Origin of the sequence: Microvirga sp. CF3016 (assembly GCF_036314085.1) — a bacterium.
Taxonomy (GTDB): domain Bacteria; phylum Pseudomonadota; class Alphaproteobacteria; order Rhizobiales; family Beijerinckiaceae; genus Microvirga.
The window spans coordinates 332511-345433 of sequence record NZ_JAYGGM010000006.1 but is presented as its reverse complement, the minus strand read 5'-3'; the positions used below and the strand labels follow the sequence as shown (position 1 = coordinate 345433).

The following is a 12923-nucleotide window of genomic DNA, read 5'->3' as shown; positions in this document are numbered from 1 at the left end:
GTTGCCTCCACATGTCCTGAGGCGAGCTATTCCTATGAGCATCGGTGCCACTTATCCTTCAGAGAGCAAGTCCTTCGACGGCGTGACTGCCGCCGCCGTGATCGTCACCATTCTTGCCTGGGCTTCGGCCTTCCCGGCCATCCGGGCCGGTCTGCAGGCTTTCGGTCCGATCGAGCTCGGGGCCCTGCGGTTTGCCGTCGCCGCCCTCCCGGCGGCGCTCTTTCTCGTCGTCACCCGTCCGGCATGGCCGACTCTGGCAGATTTCCTTCGCTTGGCGGCCGGCGGCATTCTGTTCGTGGCGCTTTATACGGCTCTTCTCAACATGGGCGAGATGACCGTTTCCGCCGGCGCGGCCAGCTTCATCATCAACACGAACCCGATCATAACGGCCGGTCTCGCGATGCTCGTGCTGGGCGAGCGGTTCAGCGCCCGTGCCTGGGTCGGAACGGGCCTGTCGTTCGCGGGCATCGGTCTCATCGCTCTTGGCGAGGGAGACGGGATGCGTCTCGACACCGGGGCCCTGCTCATCCTCGGCGCAGCGCTCTGCACCTCGGTGACCACAGTCCTTCAGAAGCCGCTCTTTGCCCGGCACAAGCCGCTGACGGTTTCGGCCTGGAACATGGTGCTCGGCGCGCTGGTTCTGGCTCCATGGCTCCCGAGCGGCGCCAGCCAATTCGCCGTCGCGCCGTCGTCTGGTATCCAGGCCGTGATCTATCTCGGCCTCGTGCCGAGCCTCGTCGCCTATGGTACCTGGGCCATCGCCCTGTCACGTCTGCCGGCAAGCCGGGCGTCGAACTTCATGTACTGCGTTCCGCCGGTCGCAACCCTCCTCGGGTTTCTCTGGCTCGGCGAAGTGCCGACCATGCTCGGCGCCATCGGCGGCGCGATGGCTCTGGTCGGGGTTGCCGTGGTCAACTGGCGACGCGAAGGTAAGCCGCTTCCGTCCGGACGGTGAAGCGCAGGAATAAGCATCGTCGCGCCATGGGGCGCGACGATGCTCGCTTCGGCATCAGGCCATTGCCGCGACTGAGCGAGGCCGGATACCAGCCAGGATCATGAGCGCGGTCAGCAGGAGAACGGCACTGCTGGCGGCGAACACGCCCGTCACCCCGCTCATGTCAAAGATCAGGCCGCCCATCGCTGCCCCGATCGCGATGGCGAATTGGATGGCCGCAACCAGCAGGCCGCCTGCGCTCTCCGCCTGGTCCGGCACTGTGCGCGTGAGCCATGTGGACCAAGCGACGGGAACGGCACCGAAGGCCATGCCCCATAGTGCTATCAGGACGGAAACGGCCGTCACCGCATCGCCCAGCACGATCAGCCCCAACCCGAGCACTCCCATCAGCAACGGCATGGTCATCAGGGTGACTCGCAGGCTGCGTTCCAGCAGGGGACCTGCCGCAAGCGTACCGAGGAAGTTGGCGATCCCGAAGCCCAGGAGAATGGCGGACATCATGTTGATGCCAACGCCGGGAACTGTCTCGAGGAAGGGGCGGACATAGGTGAAGAAGGCGAAGTGGCCGGTGAAGACCAGCATCGCCGCAACCATGCCGAGCCCGACGCCTGGACGCATGAGAACGTCGAACAGCGTCCGCAGGCGCGCCGAACCGCTTGGCGCCATCCTGGGTAGCGTTGCGGCCTGCGCGATGAGCGTCACCAATCCCAGCGCCGCGATCAGCAGGAAGACGCTGCGCCAGCCGATGACGGCGCCAAGATAGCTGCCGACGGGGGCCGCCAGGATCGTCGCGGCTGAGACGCCGCTGAAGATCATCGACAGGGCCTTGGGAACAAGAGCTTCCGGCACGAGCCGCATGGTGACGGCGGCGGACATAGTCCAGAACCCGCCGATCGCCATACCCAGGAGAAAGCGTCCCAGCAGCAGAAACGGCAGATCCGGCGCAAACGCCACCACAAGGTTCGATGCGATCAGCAGCACGGAGAAGCTCAGGAGGACGGTCCGGCGATCGACGCGCCTTGTCGCCGCGGAGATCAGGAGGCTGGTGATCATCCCAACCACAGCGGTGACCGTGACGGCTTGTCCTGCCACTCCTTCGGTGATGCGCAGATCGGCTGCCATGGGCGTCAAGAGGCTGGCAGGCAGGAACTCGGCCGTCACAAGACCGAATACGCCCAGAGTCATTGAAAAGACGGCACCCCAGGCGGGAACGTCCCGCGCCTGCGTTGCCCCATTCCAGTGTAGCGGTTGGCTCATCCTCTCGTCCTTTCAAGAAGAGATGTGTTGCACTGCACCAAAATGGGCTGGACTTTTCGGACTATCTATGCCAAAAATTCCGGAATGCTTGATCGAAAGTCCGAATCCGGCTCGTCGCAGCAGGGCCGCCGCTTGGCATCCGATCTCGTGAGCGAATTGCTCATGGGAATGCGACTGTTCGGTATCGAGTACCGCCGCATTCAGATCACGCCCCCGTTCGGCATCCGCTTCGGCATGATCGAGGGGCGGGCGCAGTTCCACTTCGTAGCCCGCGGCCCCGTATTCCTGCGCAGCGCGGCGGGAACCGTTCACCCCATGAATGCGGGCGATGCCGTCCTGCTGCCGCGCGGCGGACCGCATGATCTCGTTTCGCAGCCGGATCTGCCGAGCCGCGATGTCGGCGCGTTCGAAACGGCTCATCTTTGTCAGAGCGTCAGTGCGATTCAAGCCTGTAAAGGCGGTGCCTGTGAGACGTCCGATACGGTGATCTTCAGCGGGTGCATGGAGTTTGACTTGGGCAGCATGCACCCGCTGGTAGCCTTGATGCCGGAAGTCATGTTCGTCGGAACATTGCTGGAGCGTTATCCCGAAATCCTGCCGATGCTCGAGGCGATGGAACGCGAGGCGCGCGGCGAGCGCGCGGGCTTTGCCGGGATTCTGGCGCGGCTTGCCGACGTCGTTTCCGCCTTCATCGTTCGGGCTTGGGTGGAATGCGGCTGCGGCGACGCCAATGGCTGGGTCGCGGCCCTGCGCGATCCGCGGCTGGGCCGTGTCATCGCCGCGCTCCACCGGGACCCCGGCAGAGACTGGACTTTGGCGGAGCTCGCGGCATTGATGGGCAGCTCCCGGTCGGTATTCGCCGAGCGCTTTTTGGCCGTGACGGGCATGACGCCGGGGCGCTATTTGACGGAGTTGCGGATGCGGCTTGCGGCCCAATGGATCGGCCGCGACCGCATGCCCATCGAGACCGCAGCTCACCGTCTCGGATACGGGTCGCACGCCGCCTTCAGCCGGGCGTTCAAGCGGGTGATGGGGCATCCGCCCGGTGCAGTGCGCGCCGATGTGAGTCCTGCACCGAGGTGATTGATGCCTCTCGATCCGGCTTTGATAGAATCACTTCAGCGCGGCTATGCCGTGCCGTTCCGTGGTACAGGCCTTAGAATTTTATGCCTCTCCAAGTAGCAATCGTAGCATGGTCAACATGCTATTTTGAAGGAAGAGAAAACGTTCTTCTGAATTTCGCCTGCCGCCTCGAAGATGCTGTTCGTCTCATGGTCAGACCTGTAAATTCGACAGGAGATGACAGCAGGTTTTGTCAGTCGCATGGCTCGTGGACATTCGCGCTCACCGCGCAAGATGATTCTTGGAATATTTCTTTTCTGGCTCGCCGTCGGGGCGGCAGTCGCCGGCAGGATTGCTTATTTCGATCAGATTTCAGCGCCTGCAACGGCCGCGCCCCTGTAAGGGAAGCGGCCGTCGTTCTCAACCATCCATGAGAGCGGGGGCAGCGCACTCTCTGAGAGCGTTGATAGCCCTGGGCGGTCGAATTGCAACTGCGCCTGGAGCGCCGACGGATGCACCGACGACGATGATCAATGGTCCGTCCTCAGGCAGCGATACGCCACGGGCTATATCCTCGACGGTGGTGCGCACGCTCTTCTGATCGGCTCTCGTGACATTGCTGAGCGCGACGACCGGCGTCTCGGGAGGCAGGCCGCTCTCGATCATTCGCGTCGCCAGCTTGGATGCCGTGCGCCGCCCCATGTAGACGACCGTCGTTGCGTTTGGGTCCGCCAATGCCGCGCGGTTCAAACTCTCAGGAAGGTCTCCGTGACGGTCATGAGCGGTGATGAACTGAACCCTTTGAGCATGATCGCGATGGGTCAGCGATGCATTAAGCGAGGCGGCGGCCGCACTGGCGGTCGTGATCCCGGGAACGATGCGGACCGGAACGCCGGCTTCCCGGCAGGCGGCCACCTCCTCGCCTGTGCGGCCGAAGAAGGCGGGATCGCCGCCCTTGAGGCGAACGACACGTTCGCCGGAGAGTGACAGGTCGACGATCAGCGCGTTGATGTCTTCCTGGCGGCAGGACGCGCCATGGCCTTCCTTGCCGACATGGATCCGACGAGCCTCCCGTCGAGCCAGCTCAAGAATGGCGGGCGTGACGAGGCGGTCGTAAACGATCACGTCGGCCGCCTGGAGCTCGCGCATGGCCTTCAGCGTCAGGAGCTCGGGATCCCCAGGGCCCGCACCGACAATGACGACCTCGCCGATCGTGCGCCTCTCCGCAGCATCTTTCTCGGCCTCCTGTGCGAGTTGATCCAGAATGCCGTTCAGACCGGGCTCATGAGCCGTGTTCGTGAATGCGGCATCCACATACCGTTCCCAGAACCGGCGCCGACCAGGCTTCGACGGCACGATTTCGCCCAGTCGATCCCGGAATCCCTTTGCGGCCTGCGCCCAGATGCCGAGAGAGGAGGGCAGGACCGCCTCGATCCGCCGACGAATGGCCTGGCCCAGGATCGGGGCTGCTCCGTCGGTCGATATGGATACGATGACCGGAGCCCTGTTGACGATGGTGCCGAACTGAAAGTCGCAGAAGGCGGGCTGGTCGACGATGTTGACGAGGGCACCGTGCCGGCGTGCGGTGGCGGCGAAGTGTTCGGCCTCGTGCCGATCCTCGATGTCCGCGACGGCGATGGAGACCCCAACCAGGTCTGCCTCGCACCAGGACCGATCGATCAGGGTGAGCCGCTCCGGGTCGTTCCGGACGATCGCGAGCAGTTCGGGGGAGGGGGCCTTCGCAAGGATCCTGACAGTGCCGCCGGCGGCCGCAAGAAGTTCGGCTTTCCAGGCGATCCCGTTGGATCCGCCCACGACGAGGATCGAGCGCCCTGCAAGGTCAAAGAACACCGGCAGCTTCGGAAGGGCGTTGAGGCGTGCCGGGCGCCGGTCCTCGGGGCGAAGAGGCGCGTTCATTCCGCCGCCTCGGCAAGGGAACCGGTATTGGCGTGGAAGTCACGTCCATTCCTCGTCGCAGCCACAAGGCCTGAGCGGATGACGAAATCCCCGAACCTCTCGGTGGGTTTGCGGCCATGGGCATAAGCGGCGAACAGCGGATCCAGGGCAGAGACGATCTCGTCGTGCTGCAGGTCGGCGGCGTAGAGCTTGGAGAGACGGGAGCCGTCGAAGGCGCCGCCCAGATAGAGATTGTATCGTCCGGGACCTTTGCCCACGAGACCGATCTCTGCGATGTAGGGTCGGGCGCAGCCATTAGGACAGCCGGTCATGCGGATCGTGATCTCGTCTTCCCCGAGACCACGGAGGGTGAGGCGCTCCTCAAGAGCCGTCACAAGCGATGGCAGATAGCGTTCGCTTTCGGCCAGCGCCAAGCCGCAGGTCGGCAGGGCCACGCATGCCATCGCATTGCGGCGCAGTGCCGTGGCGTGGCTCGTCAGGCCGTATTCCTCAACGAGCGCTTCGATCTCCGGACGTTTCTCGGGGGACACATTCGCCACGATCACGTTCTGGTTCGCGGTGACGCGAAATTCGCCGTCATGCACCTCCGCGATGCGGCGGAAGCCCGTCATGAGGGAAGGGCCGCCAGGGATGTCGCGCAGGCGCCCATTCTCGATGAAGAGCGTCAGGTGCGAGCGGCCGTCCTCGCCCTCGACCCATCCGTATCGATCTCCGTTGTTGTCGAACCGGAAGGGCTGCGGCTTGCCCAGGGCTTTGCCGATGCGCCGCTCGACCTCGGCGCGGAATGCCTCGAGACCGCGATCCTCGATGGTGTATTTGAGGCGCGCGTGCTTGCGGAGCGTGCGGTCACCCCAATCACGCTGCACCGTCACCACCGCCTCGGCGACCGCCAGCGCATCCTCCGGCCGGCAGAAGCCCATCACGTCGGCAGTGCGCGGATAGGTATCCTCCTCGCCATGGGTCATGCCCATGCCGCCGCCGACCGTCACGTTCCAGCCTTTGACCTCTCCTGCATCGTCGAGGATCGCGATGAATCCGAGATCCTGCGCGAAGATGTCGACCTCGTTCGATGGCGGGACGGCTACCACCGTCTTGAATTTCCGCGGCAGATAGGTCCGGCCGTAGACGGGTTCGACCACGTCCTCTCCGCCGACGACCTTCTCCCCGTCGAGCCAGATCTCCCGATAGGCCGCCGTCTGCGGCAAGAGATGCTCGGAAATCGACCGGGCGAGATCGAGGGCTGCCTTGTGGGCGCGGGATTGATGCGGGTTGGTCGAGGCCAGCACATTGCGGTTGACGTCGCCGCAGGCGGCCAGGGTGTCGAGAAGCGCCGTGTCGATAGCCTTCATCGTCGCCTTGAGGTTCGCCTTGATCACCCCATGGAACTGGAAGGTTTGCCGGGTCGTCAGGCGCAGCGTTCCATTGGCATAGTCCTGGGCGATTCGGTCGAGCTGGAGCCACTGGGTAGGCGTGCAGACGCCGCCGGGAATGCGCAGGCGGATCATGAACGAATAAGCCTTCTCGAGCTTCTTCTTCGTGCGCTCGGCCCGCAGATCCCGATCATCCTGCAGATACATGCCGTGGAACTTGACCAGTTGCTGGTCGTCCTCGGTGATGGCACCGGTCACGATGTCGGTGAGGCCTTCCGCGAGCGTGCCGCGCAGATAGCCGCTCGCTTCTTTGATGCGCTCGTTGCGCGAGAGTTCCTTGGACATCGTTTGTGCTTCTCAATAAACGTCTTGGTGATAGCGGCGGCCGCGTTCAAGCTCGACGACGGCGAGTTCGGCAGCCTCGGCAGAAAGGGCTTTCACGTCCGCATAGGTGGCCACGAGCGCTGCGCGGACATCCTTCGCCATGGCCTTGGCATCGCCGCAGACATAGAGCTGCGCTCCGTTGTCCAGCCAGTCGACGAGGGCGTGGCGCTGCTCCCAGATACGATGCTGCACGTAGACCTTCTGCGGCGTGTCGCGCGAGAAGGCGAGATCGAGCCGGGTCAGCGATCCATCCTTCAGGGCATCCTGCCATTCCAGCTGATAGAGGAAGTCGTGCGTGTAGCGCCTGTCGCCGAAGAACAGCCAGGATCGGCCGTCGGCTCCGATGGCGCGCCGTTCCTGCACGAAGGCGCGGAAGGGAGCAATGCCGGTTCCCGGGCCGATCATGATGATGTCGGTCGAGGGATCGGGCAATCGGAAGTGCTTGTTCGGCTTCAGGCGAACGCGGGTCGCTGCGCCCGTCTTGAGCCGGTCGGCCACGAAGGTCGAGGCGACACCGCCGCGCCTGCGGCCGTGCGCATCATAACGGACGGCTGCGATCAGAAGATGCGCTTCGTTGCCGACTTCCTTACGTGATGAGGCGATGGAATAGGCGCGCGGCGGGAGAGGGCGAGTAAGAGCCGTGAGCTGCTGGCCGGTCAGCGCTGCGGGAAAGGCTTCGACGAGATCGATCAGCTGGCGTCCTTCGATCCAGGAACGGGCCTGTCCCTCGTCCAGAAGCCTGCGCACCTCAGCATGCTCTGTCTCGGCGGCAAAGATTTCGAGTGTCTTGACGGAAAGGGTCGTGATGTCCCGTTCACGGGTCAGCACCCTGCGCAGGGTATCGTCGGCATGAAGTCCTGTTGCCGCAAGAACGGCATCCACGAGGATGGGAGCGTTTTCAGGAAACAGTTCGAGCGAGTCGCCGGGTTCGTAGGCAGGGACGGCGCCATCGAAGCCGAGTACCAGATGGACCGTCTCCTTGTCGGAACGCGAGGAGTTCAGGTTGACGTGTTCGATGATTTCGGCGGCCACCGGATCGCGGTTGATCTCGGTGCTGGCGTGGGAGCCGAAATCGATCGACACTACATTGTCCGAACTCTCCTGAATCGGAGCGAAAGCATCGAGCGTGCTCTTGATCCAGGCCGCTGCGGGGGCTTCGAAATCGAGATCGCAATCGATCCTGTCGACCGTGCGTACCGCCCCGAGCTCGGCGAGCCGTGCATCGATGGCTTTGCCGACGCCGCAGAATTCCGCATAGGCGGTGTCGCCCAAGGCCAGCACGGCGAATGTCGTGCGTTCGAGGCGGGGCGCCGATTCTCCCATGAGGTCCGCATAGGCCCGGGCGGCCCGCGCTGGCGGCTCGCCTTCGCCCCAGGTGGCGGCAATCACTATCAGCCGTTCATGCTTCGGCAGGTCGGCGATATCGAGATCCGCGAAGTCGACGACCTTCGGCTTGAAGCCGCCCTTCCGGGCGAGCTTCGCCACGTCCTGGGCCAGCCGCTCCGCATTACCCGATTCGCTGGCAAAAAGGATCGTGAGCGGCTCGGCCGCGCGGGTCGGGGCATCCACCCGGGGAAGGGGCGCCTGACCGGCATCGATTCCGGCAAGGAAGCCGGCAAGCCACGCGCGCTGGACGGGGGAGGCCGCACTCAGGACGCGGTCGAGGCTGAGCCTGGCGTCGTCTCCAAAGGGCGCTGTTTGGGGCAGGAGGGCAAATGCTGACATGGCTTGAGTTTCGCGCGGTATCTTAGAGCAAGTCAATGAAACGTTCTTTTTAAAGAACTTCAGCCGGTAGAAAAATCTTTCTCCGGTCATCGCTGACGGAGAAAAGGATTCTTATGGGATCTGAGCGTCGGGATGGGGCGTGCAGCCCGAGCATGAATTTAGCTGCATTCCAGTCCTAGACCGCGATCTCGATCGGCAGGGCCGTGGTGGACTTCACGCGCTCGACGCTGAAGCGGGAACTGACGTTCTTCAAAGGAACTATGCCAATCAAACGCTTGTAGAACAGGTCATAAGCCTTGACGTCCGAGACGACGACCCGGAGCAGGTAGTCCACGTCTCCTGCCATGCGATGGAACTCGACCACTTCGCTCATGGTCGAAATGACGTTTGCGAAGCGCTCGAGGGACTCCTGCGTATGATCGCCGGCTTCGATGCACACGAAGACTGTCAGGCCGAGTCCGAGCTTTTCAGGGTCCAGCAGGGCTACCCGCCGCTGGATCACTCCCTGTGTTTCGAGGCGCTGAATGCGTTTCCAGCATGGGGTTTGGGACAAGCCGACCCTCTGGCCGATCTCTGCGACAGAAAGTGTGCCATCCTGCTGAAGAAGATCTAAAATTTTTCGGTCGATGCGGTCCATCTCTGCATCCCGTCCTCTGGCGAATATTGGTCCCGTGGCTCTGACCCCTCAGGGAAGAATATTCTCTTCTTGCGACGTCTTAGTCATCCGGCTGAACGGCCGGTGGTTCGGTTCAGAACGACCTGACCTTGACATCGTTCTTTATTAAGAACAAGTTCGATTTTGCGTTTTGGAGGTCTTCACGATGGATTTGGGCTCACGAGGCTCAGGGGCCGACGATTTGGCCCGCGCCATGACGGACGCAAGCCTAGCGGACAGGCTCGCTCTCGCCTCGCGCTCGGTCGGCGGCCGACTGGTCTTCACAACAAGTTTCGGTCTTGAAGACCAGGCAATCACCCATGCGATCTTCCGGACGGGCCTGGACCTTCACATCGAACTCGTGACCCTGGATACCGGCCGGCTGTTTCCCGAGACCTACGATCTTTGGGCGCAGACGGAGGAACGTTACGGACGCCGGATCAACGCGGTCGGTCCAGACCGCTCCGATCTGGAAGCTTTGGTGGCCCGCCAAGGCATCAACGGGTTCCGTCAGTCCGTCGACGCGCGGAAGGCCTGCTGCGATGTTCGCAAGGTGGAGCCCCTGGGGCGTGCGCTTGCCGGGGCTGCAGGATGGATCACGGGCCTTCGCGCCGAACAATCGGCTTTCCGCGCCGCCGTGCCGCTGGCCTCGCGGGACGAGGCTTATGGCCTGATCAAGATCAATCCTCTCGCCGATTGGAGCCGGCAGGATCTCGTTCGCTATGTTGCCGACAACGCGGTTCCCTATAACCCGCTGCACGACCAGGGATATCCCTCCATCGGCTGCGCACCCTGCACCAGAGCAGTCCGGCTGGGCGAGTCCGAGCGTGCGGGACGCTGGTGGTGGGAGCAGGAGGCCAAGAAGGAATGCGGCCTGCACCTCGTACCCACTCATAGAATTCAGGAGCATTCCCATGATCGGCGGGCGTGAAGCAGAAAGCGTGCGCGATGAAAGACGGCCCGCTCCTCACAATTCCTTGTCCTTGGATAAGGAACTCCGATCCGGCCTGACCCATCTCGACCGACTGGAGGCGGAGAGCATCTACATCATGCGCGAGGCGGTCGCCGAAAGCGACAACCCGGTCATGCTGTATTCCATCGGCAAGGACTCCTCGGTCCTGCTGCACCTGGCCCTCAAGGCCTTCTATCCGGCAAAGCCGCCCTTTCCACTTCTTCATGTGGACACCACCTGGAAGTTTCGCGAGATGATCGCCTTCCGGGATCGCCGGGCGCGCGAACTCGGGCTCGACCTTTTGGTGCACACGAATCCGGATGGACTTGCTCGCAATATCGGCCCGATCAGCCACGGATCGGAAGTGCATACCGATGTCATGAAGACCCAGGCGCTCAAGCAGGCTTTGGAGCGCTACGGCTTCGATGCCGCTTTTGGCGGCGCCCGCCGCGACGAGGAGAAGTCGCGCGCTAAGGAGCGGGTGTTCTCGCTGCGCAACGCTCATCATCGCTGGGATCCCAAGCGCCAGCGGCCCGAGCCCTGGCAGCTCTATAACGGACGCAAGCGCCGCGGCGAGAGCCTGCGGGTCTTTCCGCTCTCCAACTGGACCGAGCTCGATATATGGCTCTACATCCATCGGGAGAACATCCCCATCGTTCCGCTCTATTTTGCCGCAGAACGCCCGGTGGTGGAGCGGGACGGCATGCTCATCCTCGTCGACGACGAGAGATTGCCGCTTCATCCCGGCGAGCAGCCGCAAAGACGGGCGATCCGGTTTCGAACGCTCGGCTGCTATCCCCTGACCGGCGCGGTGGAAAGCACGGCAGCCACTCTCCCTGACATCATCCGCGAAACGCTCGAGGCGCGGACGTCTGAACGCCATGGACGCGCCATCGACAAGGACACGGCGGCGTCCATGGAACGCAAGAAGCAAGAGGGTTATTTCTGATGTTGGTTCATTCCGAACCTGAGAGTTTCGATCTGGAGGATTATCTTGCAGCCCATGAGCGCAAGAGCCTGCTGCGGTTCATCACCTGCGGCTCCGTCGACGACGGCAAGTCCACGCTGATCGGCCGCCTGCTGTTTGAGTCCAAGCGCCTGTTCGACGATCAGCTCGCAGCACTCGAGCGGGACTCGCGCAAGCATGGGACGCAGGGCGGGAGCATCGATTTCGCCCTTCTGGTGGATGGACTTGCAAGCGAGCGCGAGCAGGGCATCACCATCGACGTCGCCTATCGCTTCTTCTCGACCGACCGGCGGACCTTCATCGTCGCCGACACCCCTGGACACGAGCAGTACACTCGCAATATGGCAACAGGCGCATCGACGGCCGATGTCGCCATCCTCCTCATCGATGCTCGCAAGGGCCTCACGCGCCAGACCCGCCGCCACGCGCTTCTTGTGTCCATGCTCGGGATCCGTCACGTGGCTCTGGCGATCAACAAGATGGACCTCGTGGAATGGTCCGAGGAGCAGTTCGACCAGATTGCAGCGGAGTTCAGGGCCTTTGCGACCAATCTGGGATTTGATCAAATCACCGCCATTCCCTTGGCAGCTCTGCACGGCGACAACGTCGTCGAGCCGTCGTCACAGGCAGCTTGGTATGATGGGCCGACGCTGCTCTCGTATCTCGAAATCGTCGAGGTCGAGCAGAAGGCGGATACCGAGCCGTTCCGCATGCCGGTCCAGTGGGTCAATCGGCCTAACGCGGACTTCCGCGGGTTCGCCGGCTTCGTCACCAGCGGCCGTGTCCGGTCCGGAGAAAGGGTGCGGATCCTGCCCTCGGGACTGGAGACATCCGTTGCGCAGATCGTGACGATGGATAGAGAACTGAACGAGGCCGTTGCCGGGCAATCCGTCACGCTCACCCTGTCCGACGAGGTCGACATCTCCCGGGGAGACGTCATCGCATCGGTGGAGAGACAGGTTCAAGTCTCCGACAGGATCGAAGCCCGCCTGTTCTGGATGGCGACGGAGCATCTGAAGGAAGGGGACCAGTTCCTCCTGAAGCTCGGTGCCGCAGCCGTGCCGGCCAGGGTCGTGCGCGTGCATCATAGGATCGACCTTGGATTGCTGGAATCTGTCCCTGTGTCTTCGCTCGGGGCGAACGACGTCGGCCATGTGGTTCTTGCCCTGGACCAGCCCGTCGCCTTCGATCGCTATACGGAGAGCCGCCGCACGGGCGGCTTCATCCTCATCGACCGGGAGAGTTTCGATACGGTTGCGATCGGGCTCGTGGACGGCGCTGTGGTCGAGCAGACTGTCAGCCCCCGGGTCATTCGGAACAATGCCCCATGGGCTTGGATCAAGTGGACCGGCGAGCAGAAGCGGCGGAGTGCCGTCAAGGCGATGTCATGGCGGGTCATCGGATCTGTCGCGACGGTTGGCGTCGCGGTCGTCCTGACCCAGGATATTCGCTTGGCCGCGGCAATCGGCGCGACCGAGGTGGTGACCAAGCTCGTGCTCTATTACGGCCATGAGCGTTTATGGGCGCGCATCCGATACGGCCTGTCCGTTGCAACCGGGCAGCATGGTGGTGGGCCCCAGAGTTCGAGCGCCAACTAGGCGCTGGCTCCCGCCCGGAGAACCAATCGTCAGAGCAGATATTTGTCAAGCCGCCCTGAGAGTCAGGGGCAGGTTGAAGGA

The 12923-nt window shown here is 63.1% G+C and carries 9 protein-coding genes and 1 pseudogene; 5 read left to right on the top strand and 5 right to left on the bottom strand.

Annotated elements, in window-relative coordinates; all coding sequences use genetic code 11:
* The first annotated feature begins 34 nt into the window (after window positions 1-34).
* Complete coding sequence (locus tag VB672_RS11735) at window positions 35-955, top strand: DMT family transporter (RefSeq protein WP_329784366.1); 921 nt, start codon at window positions 35-37, stop codon at window positions 953-955.
* 54 nt (window positions 956-1009) lie between these two features.
* Here VB672_RS11735 and VB672_RS11730 read toward each other — a convergent pair whose 3' ends face one another.
* Window positions 1010-2212, bottom strand: a complete 1203-nt coding sequence (locus VB672_RS11730) for an MFS transporter (protein ID WP_329784365.1) — start codon at window positions 2210-2212, stop codon at window positions 1010-1012.
* An 84-nt stretch (window positions 2213-2296) separates the two neighbouring features.
* Between VB672_RS11730 and VB672_RS11725 the strand changes: the two genes are divergently transcribed.
* Entirely contained in the window at window positions 2297-3295 is a 999-nt protein-coding gene (locus VB672_RS11725; RefSeq protein ID WP_329784387.1) for an AraC family transcriptional regulator, read from the top strand.
* 399 nt (window positions 3296-3694) lie between these two features.
* Here VB672_RS11725 and cysG read toward each other — a convergent pair whose 3' ends face one another.
* The 4 genes and pseudogenes from cysG to VB672_RS11705 form a co-directional block, all read right to left on the bottom strand.
* Window positions 3695-5191, bottom strand: a complete 1497-nt coding sequence (cysG, locus tag VB672_RS11720) for a siroheme synthase CysG (protein ID WP_329784364.1) — start codon at window positions 5189-5191, stop codon at window positions 3695-3697.
* Window positions 5188-6897 (bottom strand): annotated as a pseudogene (locus tag VB672_RS11715) (NADPH-dependent assimilatory sulfite reductase hemoprotein subunit); the annotation flags it as partial. The pseudogene VB672_RS11715 and the gene cysG, both read right to left, overlap by 4 nt.
* Window positions 6898-6918: 21 nt before the next feature.
* Window positions 6919-8670 carry a diflavin oxidoreductase gene (locus tag VB672_RS11710; protein ID WP_329784363.1) on the bottom strand — a complete coding sequence of 584 codons (1752 nt, stop codon included), beginning with the start codon at window positions 8668-8670 and terminating at the stop codon, window positions 6919-6921.
* Between the two features lie 175 nt (window positions 8671-8845).
* On the bottom strand, window positions 8846-9307 hold the full coding sequence (locus VB672_RS11705; protein ID WP_329784362.1) for an Lrp/AsnC family transcriptional regulator: 462 nt from the start codon (window positions 9305-9307) through the stop codon (window positions 8846-8848).
* Window positions 9308-9491: 184 nt separating this feature from the next.
* Here VB672_RS11705 and VB672_RS11700 point away from each other — a divergent pair, with 184 nt between their 5' ends.
* Genes VB672_RS11700 through cysN form a run of 3 tightly spaced genes read left to right on the top strand, consistent with a single transcriptional unit; the run spans window position 9492 to window position 12842 of the window.
* On the top strand, window positions 9492-10256 hold the full coding sequence (locus VB672_RS11700) for a phosphoadenylyl-sulfate reductase (RefSeq protein WP_329784361.1): 765 nt from the start codon (window positions 9492-9494) through the stop codon (window positions 10254-10256).
* Between the two features lie 52 nt (window positions 10257-10308).
* On the top strand, window positions 10309-11226 hold the full coding sequence (cysD, locus tag VB672_RS11695; protein ID WP_329784360.1) for a sulfate adenylyltransferase subunit CysD: 918 nt from the start codon (window positions 10309-10311) through the stop codon (window positions 11224-11226).
* Window positions 11226-12842 (top strand): sulfate adenylyltransferase subunit CysN, encoded by a 1617-nt coding sequence (gene cysN / locus VB672_RS11690; protein ID WP_329784359.1) that lies wholly within the window; start codon window positions 11226-11228, stop codon window positions 12840-12842. Before cysD ends, cysN begins: the two co-directional genes overlap by 1 nt.
* Window positions 12843-12923: the final 81 nt, after the last annotated feature.

Excerpts from the sequence above, each read along its gene's own strand:
- VB672_RS11735 (WP_329784366.1), top strand. The coding sequence starts at position 35 with ATGAGCATCGGTGCCACTTATCCTTCAGAGAGCAAGTCCTTCGACGGC.
- VB672_RS11730 (WP_329784365.1), bottom strand. The coding sequence starts at position 2,212 with ATGAGCCAACCGCTACACTGGAATGGGGCAACGCAGGCGCGGGACGTT.
- VB672_RS11725 (WP_329784387.1), top strand. The coding sequence starts at position 2,297 with ATGCTTGATCGAAAGTCCGAATCCGGCTCGTCGCAGCAGGGCCGCCGC.
- cysG (WP_329784364.1), bottom strand. The coding sequence starts at position 5,191 with ATGAACGCGCCTCTTCGCCCCGAGGACCGGCGCCCGGCACGCCTCAAC.
- VB672_RS11710 (WP_329784363.1), bottom strand. The coding sequence starts at position 8,670 with ATGTCAGCATTTGCCCTCCTGCCCCAAACAGCGCCCTTTGGAGACGAC.
- VB672_RS11705 (WP_329784362.1), bottom strand. The coding sequence starts at position 9,307 with ATGGACCGCATCGACCGAAAAATTTTAGATCTTCTTCAGCAGGATGGC.
- VB672_RS11700 (WP_329784361.1), top strand. The coding sequence starts at position 9,492 with ATGGATTTGGGCTCACGAGGCTCAGGGGCCGACGATTTGGCCCGCGCC.
- cysN (WP_329784359.1), top strand. The coding sequence starts at position 11,226 with ATGTTGGTTCATTCCGAACCTGAGAGTTTCGATCTGGAGGATTATCTT.